23 protein-coding genes are annotated in these 20,138 nt (G+C 54.3%); 11 read left to right on the top strand and 12 right to left on the bottom strand.

The window, feature by feature from the left end:
• Window positions 1-5: 5 nt before the first annotated feature.
• From paaC to paaA, 3 genes are read right to left on the bottom strand one after another with little or no spacing between them, the layout of a single operon-like run.
• Window positions 6-764 (bottom strand): 1,2-phenylacetyl-CoA epoxidase subunit PaaC, encoded by a 759-nt coding sequence (paaC, locus tag E5C26_RS15580; RefSeq protein WP_135317116.1) that lies wholly within the window; start codon window positions 762-764, stop codon window positions 6-8.
• An 8-nt stretch (window positions 765-772) separates the two neighbouring features.
• Entirely contained in the window at window positions 773-1,060 is a 288-nt protein-coding gene (paaB, locus tag E5C26_RS15575) for a 1,2-phenylacetyl-CoA epoxidase subunit PaaB (protein WP_017893307.1), read from the bottom strand.
• 10 nt (window positions 1,061-1,070) lie between these two features.
• Complete coding sequence (paaA, locus tag E5C26_RS15570) at window positions 1,071-2,009, bottom strand: 1,2-phenylacetyl-CoA epoxidase subunit PaaA (RefSeq protein ID WP_206194281.1); 939 nt, start codon at window positions 2,007-2,009, stop codon at window positions 1,071-1,073.
• A gap of 318 nt (window positions 2,010-2,327) precedes the next feature.
• Here paaA and paaZ point away from each other — a divergent pair, with 318 nt between their 5' ends.
• A complete protein-coding gene (gene paaZ / locus E5C26_RS15565) occupies window positions 2,328-4,400 on the top strand; it encodes a phenylacetic acid degradation bifunctional protein PaaZ (protein ID WP_135317114.1) in 2,073 nt (690 codons plus the stop codon).
• Window positions 4,401-4,574: 174 nt separating this feature from the next.
• On the opposite strand, the gene E5C26_RS15560 is transcribed toward paaZ, so the two are convergent.
• Both E5C26_RS15560 and E5C26_RS15555 read right to left on the bottom strand, forming a co-directional pair.
• Complete coding sequence (locus E5C26_RS15560; RefSeq protein ID WP_135317113.1) at window positions 4,575-5,471, bottom strand: Kdo hydroxylase family protein; 897 nt, start codon at window positions 5,469-5,471, stop codon at window positions 4,575-4,577.
• Window positions 5,472-5,908: 437 nt separating this feature from the next.
• The gene (locus E5C26_RS15555) at window positions 5,909-7,459 is read right to left on the bottom strand and encodes a sensor domain-containing diguanylate cyclase (RefSeq protein ID WP_135317112.1); all 1,551 of its coding nucleotides are present in this window, start codon (window positions 7,457-7,459) and stop codon (window positions 5,909-5,911) included.
• Window positions 7,460-7,644: 185 nt separating this feature from the next.
• Between E5C26_RS15555 and E5C26_RS15550 the strand changes: the two genes are divergently transcribed.
• Window positions 7,645-7,839 carry a hypothetical protein gene (locus tag E5C26_RS15550; protein ID WP_135317111.1) on the top strand — a complete coding sequence of 65 codons (195 nt, stop codon included), beginning with the start codon at window positions 7,645-7,647 and terminating at the stop codon, window positions 7,837-7,839.
• Between the two features lie 55 nt (window positions 7,840-7,894).
• Here the strand turns inward: E5C26_RS15550 and yjdN are convergent, their stop codons facing one another.
• Complete coding sequence (yjdN, locus tag E5C26_RS15545) at window positions 7,895-8,311, bottom strand: VOC family metalloprotein YjdN (protein WP_135317110.1); 417 nt, start codon at window positions 8,309-8,311, stop codon at window positions 7,895-7,897.
• Window positions 8,312-8,582: 271 nt separating this feature from the next.
• Here yjdN and E5C26_RS15540 point away from each other — a divergent pair, with 271 nt between their 5' ends.
• From E5C26_RS15540 to E5C26_RS15525, 4 genes are all read left to right on the top strand, one after another.
• Entirely contained in the window at window positions 8,583-9,356 is a 774-nt protein-coding gene (locus tag E5C26_RS15540; RefSeq protein ID WP_135317109.1) for an SDR family oxidoreductase, read from the top strand.
• A gap of 53 nt (window positions 9,357-9,409) precedes the next feature.
• Window positions 9,410-10,312 (top strand): LysR family transcriptional regulator, encoded by a 903-nt coding sequence (locus tag E5C26_RS15535; RefSeq protein WP_135317108.1) that lies wholly within the window; start codon window positions 9,410-9,412, stop codon window positions 10,310-10,312.
• A 494-nt stretch (window positions 10,313-10,806) separates the two neighbouring features.
• Window positions 10,807-11,055 (top strand): GlsB/YeaQ/YmgE family stress response membrane protein, encoded by a 249-nt coding sequence (locus tag E5C26_RS15530; protein ID WP_135317107.1) that lies wholly within the window; start codon window positions 10,807-10,809, stop codon window positions 11,053-11,055.
• Between the two features lie 94 nt (window positions 11,056-11,149).
• A complete protein-coding gene (locus tag E5C26_RS15525; protein ID WP_135317106.1) occupies window positions 11,150-11,536 on the top strand; it encodes a YidB family protein in 387 nt (128 codons plus the stop codon).
• Between the two features lie 3 nt (window positions 11,537-11,539).
• Here the strand turns inward: E5C26_RS15525 and E5C26_RS15520 are convergent, their stop codons facing one another.
• The gene (locus E5C26_RS15520; RefSeq protein ID WP_135317105.1) at window positions 11,540-12,472 is read right to left on the bottom strand and encodes a LysR family transcriptional regulator; all 933 of its coding nucleotides are present in this window, start codon (window positions 12,470-12,472) and stop codon (window positions 11,540-11,542) included.
• 115 nt (window positions 12,473-12,587) lie between these two features.
• Between E5C26_RS15520 and E5C26_RS15515 the strand changes: the two genes are divergently transcribed.
• Both E5C26_RS15515 and E5C26_RS15510 read left to right on the top strand, forming a co-directional pair.
• A complete protein-coding gene (locus E5C26_RS15515) occupies window positions 12,588-13,640 on the top strand; it encodes an SDR family oxidoreductase (protein ID WP_135317104.1) in 1,053 nt (350 codons plus the stop codon).
• 109 nt (window positions 13,641-13,749) lie between these two features.
• The gene (locus E5C26_RS15510; RefSeq protein WP_135317103.1) at window positions 13,750-14,829 is read left to right on the top strand and encodes an endonuclease/exonuclease/phosphatase family protein; all 1,080 of its coding nucleotides are present in this window, start codon (window positions 13,750-13,752) and stop codon (window positions 14,827-14,829) included.
• 37 nt (window positions 14,830-14,866) lie between these two features.
• Here E5C26_RS15510 and E5C26_RS15505 read toward each other — a convergent pair whose 3' ends face one another.
• The 4 genes from E5C26_RS15505 to E5C26_RS15495 form a co-directional block, all read right to left on the bottom strand.
• Window positions 14,867-15,874, bottom strand: coding sequence for an NAD(P)H-quinone oxidoreductase (locus E5C26_RS15505; RefSeq protein ID WP_135317102.1), 1,008 nt, complete (start codon window positions 15,872-15,874; stop codon window positions 14,867-14,869).
• Between the two features lie 158 nt (window positions 15,875-16,032).
• Window positions 16,033-16,242, bottom strand: a complete 210-nt coding sequence (locus E5C26_RS15500; RefSeq protein WP_061806577.1) for a hypothetical protein — start codon at window positions 16,240-16,242, stop codon at window positions 16,033-16,035.
• Window positions 16,243-16,390: 148 nt separating this feature from the next.
• Entirely contained in the window at window positions 16,391-16,507 is a 117-nt protein-coding gene (locus E5C26_RS24720) for a FeoB-associated Cys-rich membrane protein (protein ID WP_169534194.1), read from the bottom strand.
• A 249-nt stretch (window positions 16,508-16,756) separates the two neighbouring features.
• The gene (locus E5C26_RS15495) at window positions 16,757-17,137 is read right to left on the bottom strand and encodes a hypothetical protein (RefSeq protein ID WP_135317101.1); all 381 of its coding nucleotides are present in this window, start codon (window positions 17,135-17,137) and stop codon (window positions 16,757-16,759) included.
• A 153-nt stretch (window positions 17,138-17,290) separates the two neighbouring features.
• On the opposite strand from E5C26_RS15495, the gene E5C26_RS15490 reads away from it, so the two are divergent.
• The 3 genes from E5C26_RS15490 (at window position 17,291) to dsrB (ending at window position 19,198) form a co-directional block, all read left to right on the top strand.
• The gene (locus E5C26_RS15490; RefSeq protein WP_135317100.1) at window positions 17,291-18,157 is read left to right on the top strand and encodes an ion transporter; all 867 of its coding nucleotides are present in this window, start codon (window positions 17,291-17,293) and stop codon (window positions 18,155-18,157) included.
• A gap of 284 nt (window positions 18,158-18,441) precedes the next feature.
• Window positions 18,442-18,654, top strand: coding sequence for a transcription antiterminator/RNA stability regulator CspE (cspE, locus tag E5C26_RS15485; protein ID WP_004946278.1), 213 nt, complete (start codon window positions 18,442-18,444; stop codon window positions 18,652-18,654).
• 346 nt (window positions 18,655-19,000) lie between these two features.
• Window positions 19,001-19,198, top strand: a complete 198-nt coding sequence (gene dsrB, locus E5C26_RS15480) for a protein DsrB (protein ID WP_135317099.1) — start codon at window positions 19,001-19,003, stop codon at window positions 19,196-19,198.
• 239 nt (window positions 19,199-19,437) lie between these two features.
• Here dsrB and rcsA read toward each other — a convergent pair whose 3' ends face one another.
• Window positions 19,438-20,067 (bottom strand): transcriptional regulator RcsA, encoded by a 630-nt coding sequence (gene rcsA, locus E5C26_RS15475; protein WP_012145772.1) that lies wholly within the window; start codon window positions 20,065-20,067, stop codon window positions 19,438-19,440.
• Window positions 20,068-20,138: the final 71 nt, after the last annotated feature.

Here is a 20,138-nt window from a genome sequence, read left to right as displayed (position 1 = left end):
GCCTCCTACCAGTTCGCGTTGGGATAGGCGCGTTGCAGAAACTGCATCTCCGCCAATAACGGGCCGAGGTGCTCGCTGTGTCGCCCCTGTTTGCCACCGTGACGGAAGGCCTGTTCGACCGGCAGTTGCAGGCCGGCCTGTTGCAGCGTGTCACTCACCAGTGCCAGCCACGGGGCTTCAAGCCGGCGCGGATCGGCGGCGATGCCCTGTTGTGCCAGTTGCAGTTCCAGCTCATCGGCGTGGAACAGCTCGGCGGTAAAGCGCCACAGATTATCCAGTGATTGCTGAATTTTTTGCCGGCTGAGCGGGCTGCCGTCACCCAGGCGGATCATCCAGCCACGGCTGAAACGCAGGTGGTAATGGGCTTCTTTCAGTGACTTGGCGGCGATGGCAGCCAACTGCGCATCGCTGCTGCTGCTCAGCGCCTGATGCAGTTGCACGTGGTAGGCGTCAATCAGGAACTGGCGCACCAGGGTGTCGTTGAAACCGCCATTGGGTTGTTCCGCCAGCAGCAGGTTGTGAAATTCACGTTCGTCACGGCCAAAGGCCAGGCTGTCTTCACTGCACTGTGGCCCGGTCAGTTCGGCGGCGTAGCCGAGGAAGTTGCGCGCCTGGCCGAGCAGGTCCAGGCCGATGTTCGCCAGCGCCAGATCAATTTCCAGCTCCGGCGCATGGCCGCACCAGGCACACAGCCGCTGGGCGAGGATCAGTGGCGTATCGCCCTGACGCAGAACATAGGTGATTCGAGGATCGTTAAGGGTCATGGCCGCCTCTACATGTTCTTGATGCCGTCGGGAATGGTATAAAACGTCGGATGACGGTAGATCTTGTCATCGGACGGATCGAAGAAGGCTTCACGATCTTCCGGCTGCGAGGCGATCAGATGGCTCGATTGCACCACCCAGATTGAGCAGCCTTCGTTGCGGCGGGTATAGGCGTCGCGAGCGTTTTCCAGCGCCATCTGGTCATCGGCGGCATGCAGACTGCCGACGTGGCGGTGCGCCAGCCCTTGTTTGCTGCGGATAAATACTTCATACAGCGGCCATTCAACGTGTGTCATCATCGGTTCCTTATGCGGCGGTTGAGGTGTTTTTGGCCGCGTGGGCCAGGGCGCCTTCACGCACCCAGGCACCTTCGTCCCAGGCGCGGCGTTTGGCCTGCAGCCGTTCGTGGTTGCACTGCCCACGGCCTTTAATCACCTCGTGCAGTTCACTCCAGTCGATTTCGCCGAAGCGGTAGTGGCCGCTGGCCTCGTCCCACGCCAAATCGGCATCCGGGGCGCTCATGCCCAGGGCTTCCAACTGCGGCACGGTGTTGTCGACAAATTTCTGCCGCAGCTCGTCGTTGCTGTGGCGCTTGATCTTCCAGGCCATGCTTTGCGCGCTGTGCGGTGAATCGGTGTCACTTGGGCCGAACATCATCAGCACCGGCCACCAGAAACGATTAATCGCGTCCTGCAGCATGGCTTTTTGCTGTTCGCTGCCGTTGGCCATCGCCATCACCGCCTCGTAACCCTGGCGCTGGTGGAAGCTCTCTTCCTTGCAAATTTTCACCATCGCTCGCGCGTAGGGGCCATAAGAAGCGCGGCACAGGGCTACCTGATTGACGATAGCCGCGCCGTCGACCAGCCAGCCGATCACCCCGATATCTGCCCAGTTGAGCGTCGGATAGTTGAAGATCGAAGAGTATTTCATCTTGCCGTCGAGCATTTTCTGGTAGATGTCCTGGCGCGAGCAGCCCAGAGTTTCGGCGGCGCTGTACAGATACAGGCCGTGACCGGCTTCGTCTTGCACCTTGGCCAGTAACACCGCCTTGCGGCGCAGCGTCGGCGCTCGCGTCAGCCAGTTGGCCTCCGGCAACATGCCCACCACTTCGGAATGGGCGTGCTGGCCAATCTGACGGATCAGGTTTTGGCGATAGGCATCCGGCATCCAGTCTTTGGCCTCAATGGAGGTATCCGCCGCAATCTTGTCGTCGAAGTGTTGTTGATATTGCGCGTCAGTTGTCATGCTTGCCTCTTGGTGATTCGTATTTTCCACATTAAATATAAAAATGTGAATCACGTTAACTAACCCTAAGGCTACAAACTGATAACAAAAAGATCAAACGACATTTATGTGGTTTTGCGATGTCACTCACAGGTAATTTTTATATTTAATTGTTATTTATGATTATTTTAAATTCATGGATAACGAAAAATAGATCGTTTTTTGAGCGCCAAGCCTAATGTGTTTTGTTTTTGTTAAATTTGGCCCAAGAGAAAACTGGACAATACCTGATACGTAATTAATCATTGTGGTGTTAATTTATGAATTCCGGAGGAGCAAATGCAGCAGTTACACAGTTACCTTTCTGGCGGCTGGGTGTTCGGCCAGGGCAGCGCCCGCGAAATCCATCACGCCGTTACCGGCGAACCGCTGTATCAGGTTTGTTCCGACGGGTTGCCGCTGGCCGCCAGCCTGGCGTATGCGCGCAGCCGGGGTGGCAAGGCGCTGGCGCAGATGACTTTCCAGCAGCGCGCACAGATGATGAAAGCGGTGGCCAAACACCTGTTGGCGCATAAAGAAGCTTTGTATGAGATTTCGTACCAGACCGGCGCGACCCGCAGTGACGGCTGGGTGGATATTGAAGGCGGTATTGCCACGCTGTTCGCCTATGCCGGTCTGGCGGGGCGTGAACTGCCGGATGATACCCTGTGGCCGGAAGACGAACTGATCCCGCTGTCCAAACACTCACAATTTGCTGCCCGCCATGTGCTGACCTCACGTCCTGGCGTGGCCTTGCATATCAATGCTTTTAACTTCCCCTGTTGGGGGATGCTGGAAAAGCTGGCACCGACCTGGCTGGCGGGGATGCCGGCGATCATCAAACCGGCAACCGCCACCGCGCAGTTAACGCAGGCGATGGTCAAATTGATTATCGACAGCGGGTTGGTGCCGGAGGGTGCGCTGCAACTGGTGTGCGGCGGTATCGGCGACATGTTTGAGCACCTCGATTATCAGGATGCGGTGACCTTTACCGGCTCGGCGCAAACCGGTCAGCAACTGCGGGCCCATCCGCGCCTGCTGGAAAAATCCATTGCCTTCACTATGGAGGCCGATTCGCTCAACTGCTGTGTGTTGGGGGAAGATGTGACACCGCAAATGCCGGAGTTTACGCTGTTTATCAAAGAAGTGTGCCGCGAGATGACCGCCAAGGCCGGGCAAAAATGTACCGCCATCCGGCGGATTATCGTGCCGGCGAAACGCGTCGCCGAAGTGCAGCAGGCGCTGTTGCAACGCCTGGCCGGGGTCACGGTGGGCGACCCTAAACTGGAGCAGGTGCGCATGGGGGCGCTGGTCAGCCACGAGCAACGCAATGACGTGCAGCAAAAGGTCGATTTCCTGCTGCATAACGGCTGTGAACCCTTGTGCGGTGCCGTGGCGGACAAACTGACAGTGATGGGCGAAAATGCGAATAACGGCGCATTTTACCCGGCCACCCTGTTGTACTGCGCCGATCCCTTCACCCATCAGGCGGTGCACGGTACCGAAGCCTTTGGCCCGGTGGCGACGATGATGCCTTATCAGCACACCGAACAGGCGATCGAACTGGCGTTAATGGGCCAGGGCAGCCTGGCGGGATCGCTGGTGACCGCCGATGAAACTCTGGCAATGCGGTTTATCCGTGCGACGGCCTGCGCCCATGGTCGTATGCTGATTTTGGATCAACAGGCGGCGGTGGAGTCCACCGGTCATGGTTCCCCGCTACCGATGCTGGTGCACGGCGGGCCAGGGCGAGCGGGGGGCGGTGAGGAACTGGGCGGGTTACGGGCGGTAAAACACTATATGCAACGCACGGCGATCCAGGGCAGCCCGGCGATGTTGTCGGCAATTGGTCGTGAGTGGGTACGCGGGGCGACGGTGATCGAGGATCCTGTTCATCCGTTCCGTAAATACTTTGAACAACTGCGGCTGGGTGAAAGCCTGCTCACCGCACGGCGTACCGTGACCGAAACCGACATCGTTAACTTTGCCTGCCTGAGCGGTGACCATTTTTATGCTCATATGGACAAGATCGGTGCCGCCGAATCCCTGTTTGGCGAACGGGTCGCGCATGGCTACTTTGTGGTTTCTGCCGCTGCCGGTCTGTTTGTCGACCCGGGTGTGGGGCCGGTGATTGCCAACTACGGTATGGAAAACCTGCGTTTTATCGAGCCGGTGAAAATTGGCGATACCATTCAGGTGCGGCTGACCTGCAAGAAGAAAATCCGCAAGCCGCAGAAAACCGCGGAAGATCGTCCGCATGGCGTGGTGGTGTGGGATGTGCAGGTGCTCAATCAACATCAGCAGGCGGTGGCGTTGTACAGCATTCTGACGCTGGTAGCCCGCCAGCAAGGGGATTTTGAAGTGGCAAGCTAAAGACGGAGCAGCAGGACCGTTGACAACGTTTAGTCGTAGGGGCGCTGCATGCTGCGCCCTATTGCAGCATCAATGGGTTAAATCGGGTCGAACATGTTCGACCCCTACCGGTTCAGCCCTTGTGCGGGTTTGTCAGCAATCTGAACAGGGGGAAACCCTGCTGCTAACCGAGGATTAAATCAAGGGTTTGCGCAGCAGCGTTTCCAGCATTTTTAGCGGTGACTGCCGTGGGTTTTTCATCGCGCTGACCGGCAGCAGGAAGGTTTGTTCCAACATAAACTGGCCGGCCATCGCTGCATGCGGCGTCTGATCGGAAAAACAGATCCAACTGCTGCCCGGCGGCAGGTCGAGTGCCAGCTGGGGGCCTTGCTGTTGGTAGTTTTGGTCGGCTTTCATCGCATCATGCAGGTGCAGCATCAGGTGGTCGTAATGGCTGCGACGGCGCTTGGTGATGCCGATTTTATGCTGTAGCCAACTGCTCAACGGAGAATAGCGCGGCAGACGCGGTATAAAACGTCGTGCCAATTGGGGGAAGGGTTCGCCGACGCGCCATTGGCGATGCTCGCCGTGCGGATTGATGTTGGTAAAAATACGCAGGATGCGTTCCCCCTGATTGGGGCGTGACGGGAAGGCGTCAACGTGCAAACGACTGTCGTCCTTGCGCCATGAGCTGGTCGCGCGCCAGGCCGAAACTGGGTGCAGGCGCAGGCTGTTAACCGGTGAATGCAAGGTCTGCTGATAATGAGGCAGTAAACCGGCGATCAACTGTCGGCTGGCCTGATAATAACGTTCCAGCAGCGCCTGTACCTGCGGTTGTTGCGCCTCTATTGCTACGCCAGATAATTTTTGGCTTTCCGGCCAATAGCTGATGTTTTTACGTTTTATATCTACCAGTGCGGGATCTAATAGCGTTATTTCATCGGCTAACAATGGAAATTTCAATTCGGGTAAAAACAATACTTTTCCTTGCTCCAGTGCCTCCACGGCAGTGTGGGCAACAGGCAGAGGGGCACTGTCCCACTGCCGCTGTGGCAATGTCATCAACGCCTGTTCCGGCATAAGGCTATCCATACGCATCCTATCTCCTTGCAAAGTGGGGCATTTTGATTTTTTTATTTGAATGGAATTTATAACCCACGGGAATTATTCGCGAATTGAATTAATGGGTAATAAGCTGAGTTTAATAATGGTAGCACTATTAAAATTCGCCAAACACTAAACAAAGATTAAACGACGCGCTAATCGCACGAATAGGTAAAAATAGATTTAAGCGGAATTAATGGGTTTATTGGTAATAAATCAAAAGCATCGATTATACCCGTCATCTTTCAAGCCGCAGCGTTGTTACCTGCACTCGCTCACCCCAGTTACTTACTAAAGTAAGCGCCTGGGGATGAGCGAGCTGGGCGCCTAGCTGCAACTTGAAAGCTATAGGGTATAGGCATGATGATTTTACTCTGTGGCTTGATTTTATCCGGGCCGCCTTTTGCTAAAGGCGGCCCACCGGGTCAAGCGGAGTAAATGCGGTTTTTTCCCTGGGCTTTCGCTTGGTACAGTGCGCTGTCAGCCTGATTGATAAAGCTCATCGGCGTGTCGTTATACATATGCGGCACCTTGGCGTAGATCCCAATGCTGATGGTGATGACGCCATGTGGGTTGCCATCATGAGGTATTTTTAGCGCACGCACCGCTTCGATGACGCGCTCGGCGAAAATAAGTGCGCCCTGAGCGTCAGTATCCGGCAATATGATGGCCATTTCTTCGCCGCCGTAGCGGGCCATGATGTCGTTGCTGCGGCTGGCCATTCCCTTGAGCATTTGTCCGATCTGCTGCAGACACTGGTCGCCGGCGACGTGGCCATAGATGTCGTTATACTGCTTGAAATAGTCGATATCCAACATTAACAGTGCCACGCTGCGGTAGTTGCGTGAGGCGCGCATCAACTCATTCTTTAAGGCGATATCAAACTGGCGGCGGTTGGCCAGCCCGGTCAGGCCATCCAGCAAGGCCAGTTCTTCCAGGGTCCGGTTGATGCTGGTGAGCTGATCGCGAGTGCGCATCAGCTCAGCTTCGGTGCGCATGCTGTGGTTAATCTGACGCATCAATACCAGCCCCATGGCCAACAGAATAGCCAACAGGGTGGCCCCCCCCAGGGCAAACAGACCGGAGTCGTTGCGCCAATCGGCCAGCACATCTTTTTTCGACAACCCGGCGGCAATCACCAGCGGATAGCGGTTGACTCGTGAATAGCCGTAAATCCGTTCTACCTTGTCGTAGCGAGAGGTAATGGTGGCATTGCCGAATTCGGAGTGTGGCAATATTTCCCTGAACAGCACGCCTTCGGAAATATTCTTGCCGATGGCCGCCAGGGAATAAGGGCGACGGTAAAGGATGGTGCCGTCCGCCAAGAGCAGGTTGAGTGAAGCATCACTGTTTAGCGCAAAGGTATCGTAAAACTGGCGGAAATAATTGATATACAATGTGGCCAGCACGACCCCGGCAAAGCTGCCGTCCGGGTGGTTGATACGGCGTGATACCGGAATGATCAAATCACCGGTAGAGCGGCTGCGCACCACCTTGCCGATATAAACGGCATTACTGTTGTGTTCGAGGTGATATTTAAAATATTCCCGGTCGGCATTGTTGGCGTTTTGTACAAAGCGGCCCGATGAAGTGACGATCCAATTGCCTTGTGCATCGTAAACAAACAGCCCGTGCAGCTGCGGCAGGTTACCCACCTGGGTTTGCATCACTTTTTGCAATCGTAACAGCTGTGGGCTGGCCAGCCCGTCAACCTGAATGCGTTCACTCAGATCGGACAGCGTGCTGTCGGTCTGCATAAAGGTGTCATCGGCATGCTGCGCCAGTGAACGGGCCAAATTGGCGGATTCATACTCGGCACTTTGAATGTCGCGCTGATGGGCATTCCAAATTTGCCAGGCGTTAAACAGGATCAGCGTAACGGCAACGATGACGACAAACACGCCGGCCTGAAATAATAACGGGGAATTTTTACCGTTGCTCGGCTGTTCGGCGTCCTGCGTTTGCTGCTGTGTCATGTCACCCTTGCTGTACAATCTTTAAATCGAGGTAAGAACAATCCTACATCTTATTCGTAAATCATCTGGACCACTACACCTTAAACGGTGAAAATGAATAAGTTGTTGAGGGCAGAGGAAGAATATATTGGCTCCGATTATACCCTTCGCACCAAACTTACGGAGATAATACAGGGATCGCTTGCATGTCTGACTACATCATTATTACTTTGCTGACGCTGGTGGTTTATTACCCGCTGACGCTGGGAGTGCTGGCGTTAATGATCCTGTTTGCCTGGCGGCAGCGCAAGTCGCCTTACTGGCGTTTGGGATTGGTGCTGCTGACGGCGCTGTTTGTGCTGTTCGCCATGGCGGCCTATGACTGGTATCACTACAGGTGATGATTGGCGTCACAGTGCCCGCCATCAGAGGCGGACACCGTAGCGGGATGACGGGTTATTCAACGTTAACCATCCAATTGACGCCAAACTGGTCGGTCAGCATCCCAAACCCTTTGGCCCAGAAGGTGGACTGATAAGGCATGGTCACCTGGCCGCCCTGCGACAGTTTTTCAAACAGTTCACGTCCTTGCTCTACGGTACTCGGGTTGAGCGACAGGGCAAATCCCTTGTGTGATGCGTCGGCGCCATCCTGTGGGCAGCCATCCGAGGCCATCAGCGCGGTTTCACCTATCAGCAGCCGGGCATGCATGATGGCCTCCGGATTGACGTCCTGCGGGTTACCCTGTTTGGCTTCCTCGGGCATCTCTTTGTAACGCATCATCATTTCAAGCGTGGCACCCAACTGTTGCACGTAGAAGTTCACCGCTTGTTCACAGTTACCGCTAAAGAATAAATAGGGTTGAATCACCATGACATTGACCTCTGTTATGGCCCGTCTGGGCGTTTAGCGGCCTACGGCGGGCGGGAAACAATAGTTTCTGATTGCGACTATTGCTGCTGGAAACTTACAAGTGTAGTGCGATTTCCGCTGAATGCTCGGCTGCCGATCACGCTGTGGGCATTTTTCGCCCCCTTGCCAGTATTGACCAAAAAAACGGGATGGTTCATCCCGGTTTGGACAGATTATCTGAGCGGTCACAGTTCCTATACTCGTTACAACCTTCACTAACGGAGTCACTGTAATGAGCAAGCAATCTTTGAATGGAAAAGTGGTGTTGATCGCTGGCGGTGCGAAGAACCTGGGTGGTCTGGTGGCGCGCGATCTGGCGGCCAGCGGGGCAGCAGCGATAGTGGTGCATTACAACAGCGATGCGACCCGGGCGGCCGCGGAGGAAACGCTGAAGGCGGTTAACGCGGCGGGCGCGCAGGCGATAACGGTGCAGGGCGATTTGACCAAGCCTGGCAACGTGGCGCAGCTGTTTGAGCAGGCGATCAAGGCGTTCGGCAAAGTGGATATAGCGGTCAATACCGCCGGTCTGGTGATCAAAAAACCGATTGCCGAGGTGACAGAGGCAGATTACGACAGCAGTTTTGACATCAATTCCAAGGCGGCTTTCTTCTTTATCCAGCAGGGAGGCAAGCATTTGGCCGACAACGGTCGCATTGTGTCCATTGTCAGTTCGCTGCTGGCGGCTTATACGCCGTTTTATGCCGTTTATCCGGGCAGCAAGGCACCGGTGGAGCATTTTACCCGTGCCGCGTCCAAAGAGTTTGGCGAGCGGGGCATCAGCGTGAATGCCATCGGCCCTGGCCCGATGGATACGCCGTTCTTCTACGGTCAGGAAAGCAAAGAGGCGGTGGCGTATCACAGCAGTGCCGCTGCGCTGAGCAAGTTCTCAAAAACCGGCCTGACCGACATTGAAGACATCGCGCCGATCGTCAAATTTTTGGTCACCGACGGCTGGTGGATCACCGGGCAGACGCTGTTTGCCAACGGTGGCTATACTACCCGTTAATATCAATTTTGCTGCGGCCGATGCCGCAGCCTGTTTAACAGGATGCACTGCCGGTGGATAAAATAGGGAGATTGCGGGTCTTTATCCAGGTGGCCGAAGTGGGCAGTTTTATCCGGGCTTCGCAAATCCTGCTGATGCCAAAAACCACGGTTTCGGCCGCGATACAACAGTTGGAACATGAAATGGGCGCCCGCCTGTTTCATCGCACCACTCGCCGGGTGCAACTGACCAGCGACGGCGAACTGTTGCTCGAAAAAGCACGTAGCCTGCTGTTTGACGTGCAGGCATTGGAAAGTCTGTTTCACCGGCAAAACGGCCCGATCGGGGGGCGCTTGACGGTTGATGTCCCCAGCCGCATTGCGCGGCGAATGATCGTGCCGGCGCTGCCGGACTTTTTCCAGCAGTATCCTGAAATTCAACTGTTTCTCAGCGCCAGCGACCGTTCAGTCGATTTGATCCAGGAAGGGATCGACTGCGTGGTGCGCGTCGGTAGCCTCAGCGACAGCAGCCTGGTCAGCCAGCCGCTGGGCCGCCTGAGTATGATCAACTGCGCCAGCCCGGATTATTTGCAGCGCTACGGGACCCCTGAGCGTCCCGCCCAATTGGCAGAGCATTGGGTGGTGGGTTATGCGCAGCCGACTCTGGCAGGGGCGGATAGCTGGCAGTGGCAGCAGGATGGACAGCTTTTTGAAAAAACGCTGAGTAGCCGGGTGACGGTGAACAATGTAGAAAATTATATTGGTTGTTGCCTGGTGGGGTTGGGAATGATGCAGATACCGCGTTTTGATGTTCAACACTACCTGGATAACGGCAGCCTGTGCGAGATCTTGCCGCAGGCACGGCCACCGGCAATGAGCATGGCTTTGCTTTATCCCCATCGTCGTCAGCGTTCGGCGCGTTTAACCGCCTTTGCCGAATGGTTCAGCCAGTTAATCAAGCCGTTCTGCGAAACCTGAGGCCTGGCGGCTAATGGGATTTTTATCTAAGTGAGTCGATATTTATTATTGTTTTTCAGATGATTACATTACTGTAAAACCAAGACACAATTAAAATCGCCAAAAAAGTGACAAATAATGTGTAACATTACATCAGCAGAGCAGCTGAGCCATCCCAGACGGCAGCCAGGGCATAAATTGCGGCCAGTATCAGCAGAAACGGCGTGTTGGTCATGGTCTGTCTCCTGCGCGAGGTCTCGTCTGTTGTTATAGCCTGTACAAATGACAGTGAGATGAATGCGGTTGATTTTTGTACAGGCAAATTCAGACAGACGGAAGTGGGTAAACTGCTGATATTTGACTATAGTCATTGTGTAAAGACGCGCGTTTATCGAGATTTACCCTGTATCGTTCTGCCGTTAAGGGAAGGGGGCAGGTGTGAAAGTAGCGAGCAGGCGCCGTCGTGGGTCTGGTGATAGGTTTTCTTAAGGCAAAAAGTAATAGGGAGAGTAAAAATGGGCATCATTTCCTGGATCATTTTTGGGTTAATTGCCGGTATTTTGGCGAAATGGATCATGCCGGGCAAAGACGGCGGTGGCTTTATCATGACCGTTATCCTGGGGGTCATAGGTGCCGTTGTCGGCGGCTATATCAGTACCTTCTTCGGTATGGGTCGTGTCGATGGCTTCAATCTGGGCAGCTTTGTTGTCGCAGTCATCGGTGCCCTGGTGGTGCTTTTTGTCTACAGAAAGATCAGAAACTAATCAGTTACTGATCGACAGGGTCGCTGCGGCGGCCCTTTTTTCGTTAAATCACAAGGGTCGAGCGGCCTGAGCCGACGACTGGAAGGGGATTACCATGGGTCTGTTTGATAGCGTATTGGGTAATATTCTCGGCGGCGCCAACGGTAAAGGCATCGATTACGTCGCCATCATGCAATGGGTTGAGCAACAGGGCGGCCTGCAGGCGATTCTGGACAAGTTCCGTCAGGGGCAATTCGGCGATGTGGTCGGTTCATGGCTGGGCAACGGTGAAAACCAGCAGATTAACGGTGACCATGTGCAGCAGGCACTGGGCAGCGATGCCATCAATCAGCTGGCCGAAAAGCTGGGCGTCGATCCGGCTCAGGCATCCGCCACTATTGCGCAGTTCCTGCCAACGGTCGCTGACGCCGCATCGCCAAATGGCGAAGTGCCGCAGGACAGTAATGAACTGGGTGATATGGTCGGTAAACTGTTCAAATAATATTTATGCCCCCGACGCCTGGTCGGGGGCATAGTTTAACGTCATGCCTTCAATGCTCCCCAACGCCGTCAGCAAATACTCGACCCAGGCCCGCACCTTACCGGGAATAAACCGCGCCGCGGGATAAACCGCATGCAGCGCCATTGGCGGATAACGCCAGGCCGGCAAAATGGGCACCAGTGTGCCACTCGCCAATTGCCGACCGATCAATGGTCGCTGTGCGCCGCCAATACCCAGCCCTGACTCAATCGCCGCCAGCAGTGAAAATGTATTGTTAGCACGAAATACCGGACGCAGTTCCACCATCTCGAGGCCCTGCGGGCCGATTAACGTCAGCGTGTTTGCGTCACTCAGGCCGCTGTAACGGATGTGTGGATGGGTTGCCAGCTCTGCCAGGGTTTGCGGTTCACCCTGTGCTGCCAGGTAAGCCGGCGAGGCCACCAGAATACGCTGTAACTCTCCCAGTCGTCGCGCCACTGTGCCAGGTGAGCTCAGTTCGCCAAAGCGGATCGCGACATCGATGCCTTCACCTATCACGTCTGCGCGACGATCGTCCAGCAACAGTTCGATATTCAGTTCCGGGTGTCGCTGCTGAAAGGCAATCGCCAGCGGCGTCAGGTGTTGTTGGCCGAAACCTGTTGGTGCATGGATACGTAACGGCCCCTGCAGCCGCAGGTTTTGGCCATGTAGCACTTCTTCCGCTTCACTCACCGCCGCCAGAATCGGTTTGATTTGCCGATAATAGCCCGCGCCGGCATCGGTCAGCGTGACAGCGCGGGTGCTGCGAAACAGCAGTTGTGCGTGCAGCTGTTGCTCCAGACCGGCGATCTGTTGGCTGACCGCCGGTTGTGTCAGGCCCAGATCGCGAGCGGCGGCCGACAGGCTACCCAACTCGGCTACCCGAACAAAAGTCTGCATGGCGTTTAGCTTGTCCATCGGCCCTCCATCTATAGATTTTACTTATAAGTGTTAGTCATAAATCCCGTCTACCGCAAGCTTAACTAATCAATCAAAGTAAAAGTCTCAATAGATACTGGAGCGGAGACACAACATGCAAAACGACAAACTGGCGCTGGTGGTCGGCGCTAACGGCGTGATTGGCGGCAAGCTGATTGAAGAGCTGGAACAACAAGGTTGGCAGGTGATTGGCCTGTCACGGCGCGGAGGCGTTGACCGGCCGCAGGTGCGTTATCTGGCGGTCGATCTGTTGGATGCACAGGCCACGGCTGATGCCTTGCGACCGCTGACCCAGGTCAGCCACATCTTTTACGCTGCTTATCAGGATGCGCCGGACTGGGCGGGGCTGGTGGCGCCAAATCTGGCGATGCTAAGCAATGTGGTGGAGGCACTGGAGCCGGTGGCGCACGGGCTGGAGCATATTAACCTGATGCAAGGCTATAAAGTGTATGGCGCCCATTTGGGGCCGTTCAAAACCCCGGCGCGGGAGAGTGATGCCGGGCACATGCCGCCGGAGTTCAACCTGGAGCAGCAAAGCTATCTTGAACAGCGCCAGCAGGGGAAAAACTGGCACTGGAGCGCCATTCGGCCCAGCGTCGTCGGCGGCTTCTCGCTTGGCAACCCGATGAATCTGGCGCTGACCCTGGCGGTTTATGCCTCGATCAGCAAGGCGCTGGGGCTGCCACTGCGTTTTCCCGGCAAACCCGGGGCTTACTACAGCCTGCTGGAAATGACCGATGCCGGGTTGCTGGCTCGCGCTACCTTGTGGGCGGCGACGGAGCCGGCGGCGGCTAATCAGGCATTTAACATCAATAACGGTGACCTGTTCCGCTGGAGCGAACTGTGGCCGAAAATTGCCGGCTATTTTGACCTGGAAGTGGCGCCGCCGTTGCCGATGCCGCTGGAGTCGGTGATGGCGGATAAAAGTGAGCTGTGGCAGGCGTTGGTGCAGCAGCATGAGTTGGCCGAAACGGATTACCGTGCGGTAGCGAGTTGGCGCTTTGCCGATTTTGTTTTCTCGTGGGATTACGACATGTTTGCTGATGGCAGTAAGGCACGCCGTTATGGCTTCCATCAATTTGTCGAAACCGAAGCGATGCTGTTCGCGTTGTTTGACGAATTTCGCCGTCGCAAGATAATTCCTTAAGTCGGCTGGCGGGACGGGCGTTTTTTATGGCAATCTTTGGCTGCCGCACGAAGCGGCAGTCAGGAGGCCGTCACCCCGACAGGCCCGGATCAATGATGAGGAATTAACCGTGACAGGGATTACCGCCATACTGACGCTTTTGCTGGCGCTGGTGACCATTGCGCCACTTTCAAAGCATGCAGCCTGGTGGGTTCGGGTGTGGGATTTTCCCCGCCTGCAAATACTGGCGCTCTCGTTGCTGGTGTTATTGCTCAACCTGCTGTTTGTACCGCTGTCACCCTGGGTGTGGGGCATGATGGCAGTAAACCTGGCCTGTGCGGCGTATCAGGCCGCGTGGATTTACCCTTATACCCGGCTGAGCAAACCCCAGGTGCTGGATTTTACCGGCTACCAGAAGAAACCGCGCATCCGCATTTTGGTGTCCAACGTGTTAACGCCCAATCGCCAGGCGGAGAAACTGCTGGCGCTGGTGGCGACCGAACGGCCGGATGTGCTGGTGGCGGTAGAAACCGACGCCTGGTGGGAGCAGCAGCTGTCGGTGCTGGAACAGGACTATCCTCACAGCTTGAAATGCCCGCTGGATAACCTGTACGGCATGCATGTCTATTCGCGGCTGAAACTCAGCGATGCGCAAATACAATATCTGGTGGATGAGCAAATCCCATCGATGCACATGATGGTGCATTTGCCGCAAGGGCCGCAGGTACGCCTGCACTGTGTGCATCCGATGCCACCGAGCCCGACCGAGAATGAAGAGTCGGAAGATCGCGATGCCGAACTGGTGATGGTTGGTAAAAGCGCAGCCAAATCGGAGTTTCCGGTTATTGTCACCGGCGATCTGAACGATGTAGCCTGGTCGACCACCACCCGGTTGTTCCTGAAAGTCAGCGGCCTGTTGGATCCGCGCCGTGGGCGTGGCATGTTCAGCACTTTCCACGCCGGTTATCCGTTCCTGCGTTGGCCACTGGACCACGTGTTTCACAGCGATCATTTTGTGCTTGGCTCACTGCGCCGCTTAACCAGCGTCGGCTCGGATCACTTCCCGATCATGGTCGAACTGGTGTATTCGCCGAAGCAGGGGGCACAGCAGGAAAGCCTGGAGAAAGACAGTGAGGACGAAGCGCTGGCGCAAGAGAAGTTAGCCAATACCGACTCCACGCCGGAAGACGTACACACCCCAGGCACCTGAAAATCCCCCCGCGACTATTGCTGCGGGGGCATTTGACCTAGATAGTCAGCATGATTTTACCGATATGCTGACTGGACTCCATCAGCGCATGGGCTTCGGCAGCCTGTTCCAACGGGAAGGTTTTGAATATCTGCGGTTTTAATGCACCGCGCTCCAGCAGTGGCCACACCTTCTGGCGTAAATCAGCGGCAATTTGCGCTTTATCTTCCACGCTGCGTGCACGCAAGGTCGAGCCGGTATGGGTCAGGCGCTTGATCAGCAGCGGCATCAGGTTCAGTTCTTTCACCACGCCGTTCTGAGTGCCGATTTGCACAATACGGCCGTCCATTGCCGCCGCCTGATAATTCTTCGCCACGTAGTCACCGGCAATCAGGTCGACAATCACGTCGGCCCCCTTACCGTTAGTGGCGCGCTGGGTCTGCTCAACAAAATCTTCGCTGCGGTAGTTAATTGCCACATCGGCACCCAATGCCAGACTGGCCTGGCGCTTTTCTTCAGAGCCGACGGTGGTGATCACCTTGGCGCAAAATGCTTTCGCCAGCAGGGTGGCGACAGTGCCGATACCGGAGGTGCCGCCGTGGATCAAAACGGTTTCACCGGCCTTAAGGTGCCCGCGTTGGAACACGTTAACCCAAACGGTAAAGAAGGTTTCCGGGATCGCCGCCGCTTCAATCAGGCTAAAACCCTCGGGAACCGGCAGCGCGTTGCTTTCATGCACTTTGCAGTATTCTGCGTAGCCGCCGCCGGCAATCAGGGCGCAAACAGTGTCACCGATGGCGTAATTTTGTACCCCAATACCGGTAGCGACGACGGTACCGGCGATCTCCAGGCCTGGAATATCCGATGCGCCAGGAGGCGGTGCATATTGGCCGCGGCGTTGCAACACGTCAGGGCGGTTAACCCCGGCGGCGGCGACCTTCACCAGAATCTCCCCCTGTTGCAGGGTTGGCAGAGCTCTTTGGCTGCTAACCAGAACCTCTGGTTCACCAGGCTGGCTGATTTCGATGACTTTCATGGTGCTGGGCAGCGTTGGGTTGGCTGACATGATGATTCTCCTCAGTTGGCGTTCAGGCGCAGTAACCAGTGTAGGTAACCGCCTGCCGTAATTCATGTTTTATCTTACATAAATGCCGAAGGGAGAATGTGGATCATAGGGCGGTCACAGGGGGGAAGGTGGGGCGCCGCCGCAGGGGCGGCATGGTATTAATCATTCGGCGGGATGCGGAAACCCTTTAGCGAGACGATGAAATGTTCTTTCCCTTTGGATATTTTGGCTCCTCGATCACACCACAGACTGGCGAGCTGGAAAAAGTCATCGCTGTCGATGTCATAGGCCAGTTCGATTTTTTTTGCCGTGCCGTAGCGAATCAGCTTCTCAGCTTCCTGGTGGTTTGTTGCTTTTATAGTGGTCATAACGAAATCCTTGGTGTTAAGCCAGTGCGGATAATCGCCAACCATGATATGGATTTAATGTGACAATTTTGTGATAAAAAAATGACAGAGTGCAGTTATGTAGCGCGGGGCATGGCTTTGACGTCATGCCCCGCCCTCTAATGCTGCATTAACGATCGTGTGGACGCAGCAGGGTGCTTTTCTTCTGGGACTTAAAGTGTTTATACAGCGCGAATCCTGCGATGCCGGCTAACACGGCCAGCAAAGATAAATATTCAGTCGCCATCTGACTTACCTCCGATAAAGCGTGGCTAAGGAGTGGCTATTTGTGACAGTTATCACGTATTGCGGCAATGAGACCATTCTGTAACAGGTCAGGTATCTGATATTCAGGCATAAAAAAAGCGCCTATAGGGAGGCGCATAAAATATTGCAACACAGCTTGTTGTGTTCAGCACCAGGAGGAGTGGTGAACAGAGTGCCATTGTATGAACACTGTGCTGTGGCCGATATAGGGATAACTCTTAAAGCTGCGTTACCACTGATAACCCATGCTCACATTGTAATCAGATGCCTGATCGGTGGAATAGGGATCCGACTGGCGGCGGCGATCGGTTTTTTTCACCGGGCCGAGATTAGGGCCGTAATTAAGCGACGAAGACGGTTTGGCACGCGGGCGACTGCAGCCGGGGTGTTCACATTCCATATCGACGCGAAAACCGGTTTTATCTTCTGTTTCCGACCATACCACCGGTGGCTTGGTTTTTTTTTCTGGGCCAAGGGCCGTTTGCGGTGCGGGCGCCGGCTTGATGCTGGGGTCCGGTGCGGTGTAGGACAGGTCCAGCGCCTGGGCGGGGGCGCTCAGAATCAACAGAGCGGTGCAGCAGGACGCTGCCAGCGTATGCCATCTCAGCATGGTCAATCTCCCTTTATAGTTACGCGGCGCAACTATAAAACAGTCAGACGAGAATTACTATCATTTGTGGTTGTGCATCACCGGCTGGGGAGTTGGCGACGTTAAGGTTCAGGGCTACTCTATGAGTAACTTCCCTTTGTAAGACATAAGACTATGACCACTGACACTGCGGCGCTGAGCTGGCGCCAGCGTAGTTATCGGCTGCTGTTCGACAACCGTTCTTCTGCCGGTCGCAAGATGCAAGCTTTCTGGGTCAGCACCGCGCTGTTCAGCGTGGTTCTGCTGTTTCTCGAACCGGGTGGCAGCACCTTGTTCGCGCAGGACCGCGAGGCCATTTATCTTTTTCTCTGGGCCGAGATCATTTTTACCGTCATTTTTACGCTCGAATATCTGTTACGGCTATGGTGTACACCCCGAGATCAACATTACGCCTCGAGCTTCTTCGGTGTTATCGACTTGCTGACGGTGTTGCCGTTGTACATCATCTGGTTGTTCCCACACATGACGGTAGAGTTCGTAATGCTGTTGCGCGTGATGCGAATATTGCGAGTCTTGCGAGTGCTGAAGTTGCTGCGCTACATGAGCGAGGTGGGCATGATCTGGCGCAGCATCAAGCTGGCACGGCACAAACTGGCGATTTTTTTTGGTTTTATCGCCGTGGTGCTGTGCGTTTTTGGCGGCCTGATGTATGCGATTGAAGGGGGAAGTGGGGGGTTTACCAGCCTGGCGGCCGCTGTTTATTGGGCCGTAGTGACGCTGACGACGGTGGGCTATGGCGATATCGTTCCTCATACCCCGGTAGGCCGGCTGTTAACCTCGGTGCTGATTCTGTTGGGCTACTCGATCATCGCGGTACCGACCGGTATTCTGACGGCCTATATGTCGCAGGAGCTGCAGCGTAACCGTGAAAGGCGTAATTGTGAGCAATGTCAAAGAGGTGGCCACGAGACAGAGGCCATATTTTGTAAGTATTGCGGTAGCGCCTTACCCCCGCGATCCGGGAAATACAGTCACAAATGACGATAAATTAAGCATATCGGGTGAAATCCTGTGCGTTTAGCCCCGTTTCCACAGAGGGGATTATAAAAAGAGTTGCTATTAAAGTCCCATCGTGAGTTAATGCTTCTCGGCCTGTGGTACAGACCTATTTATGCACGACATTTTGAGTAAAGTAGTTCAAATTTAAAGCGTTATCCTAGATAGCTCTTCACTGACGAATTTCCTTTCTAGTGCCTCCATAAGTAACTGATGACCGGCTATTTCTTGCCCATGGTGGCGTAAATTTAATATTGTAGGAATTAAACATGTCTAACATGATCAAAGGTCAAGTGAAGTGGTTCAACGAGTCTAAAGGTTTCGGTTTCATCACTCCAGCAGACGGCAGCAAAGATGTGTTCGTACACTTCTCTGCTATCCAGGATCAAGGCTTCAAGACCCTGGCTGAAGGCCAGAACGTACAGTTCTCTATCGAGAACGGTGCTAAAGGTCCGTCAGCGGCTAACGTTACCGCTATCTAATCGGCCTCTCGCTGATTAATAAAAACCCGCCAAGGCGGGTTTTTTTGTGTCTGTCATTCGCCGCAGGCAAAAAAAAGCCCGCAAGTCTGCGGGCAAAAGTTCCTTGTTACTTCTTCATTTGCAGGTACTTCTCTGGGGGGAAGCACCAGGCAACAGACTACCTGTTGCGCGCTTAAGATTCTGCGGACAAAACGTTAAGAAAGTGAAAAGGCCACAGCCCGGATGGCCTGCTACGCTTGTAGAAAGGCGCTGCGCAGGTGAGCTGCGGATTTACTGCCAGTGTAGGGTATTGTTCACACCACCTTTTGTAATACACTGACATCAATGATAAATGATGGGGTAGGGCATGAAAGCTAACGATCTGGTCACGGTAAAAACTGATGGTGAGCAACGGCGTGAGGGAGTGATTCTGGCGGTAGAAGAGTTTAACGAGGGGATAATGTATCTGGTCTCTTTGCCGGACTATCCTGCCGGTGTCTGGTTCTTTAATGAGATAGACAGTCGTGACGGCACCTTTGTTGAGCTGCGGCAGGCTGCTCCCTAATCTCCCGGTTGCCCAATAGCCTTACTTCCCGGCCAGTTAATATAACTTACAAGATTACGGTGGGTGATTATTTCGTAGTGGATAGGAATAGTCGGGTTTTTACTGCGGGAATACCCGTCGCGGACGAAAATTTCGTCGCGAGCAGGTATTTAGGTTATTTAAATGTGTGGTATCCAGCACCCTGTGCTGAACGACATTTAAAACCAACGTTTGGCAGAGTACACAACAAAGCTTTTGACCTAGCGGCTATTGACAAATATCCCGCTGGTTAGCGTGTCGGTTAAACGAACAACATGGTAAATAATCTGTTTGTTGTGCGTTTTGATTTTTCTTTTGATATTTCCCTTGTGGGAAGAGACGGTTTTGGCTTTAATTTGCATCTGGTCGGATATCTGGATGGTACCCTGACCCGACATCCACATGCGCAGCATGTTTGATTCAGTTTGGCTGAGCGTAACCGGTGTCTGATCAAATGAAGTTTTTTCAGTGCGAGGCGCTTTTCTTTCCAGATAGTGACTAAGTAGTTGATTCATAGTCTCTGGTTTGATCGATTTTGACGAGATGATGACATTTTTACGAACATATAAATAATCGTCAAAATGTACGTTGGTGATGGCCATAAAGATGAAGAATAAGGTGTCTGGGTGCAGTGAAATCACCCCTTTTATACGTTCCGTCGCGTTCGCTTCGTGTATAAAACAGTCTTCATTAATAAAGACCAGGCTAGGCTTCAACTTGCTGCATTTCTCATGCAGATCGTCGATATCACCAATAGCATTAATCTGGCGTTTTTTTACTCCGTGCGTTGTCAGGTAGTCTGTCAAACCCAATCTGGTATAGCTACATGAATCCATAATGATCGTTGGCATATCTCACCCCCACTTAAATCCGTTTTACCGCGGTAACAAAAAGAAAAAGCCTGAAGCCAAAAAGGCAAAAA

The sequence above is a fragment of the Serratia proteamaculans genome (genome assembly GCF_004684015.1).
Taxonomy (GTDB): Bacteria; Pseudomonadota; Gammaproteobacteria; order Enterobacterales; family Enterobacteriaceae; genus Serratia; species Serratia proteamaculans_F.
This window is presented reverse-complemented; position numbering and strand designations above follow the sequence as displayed.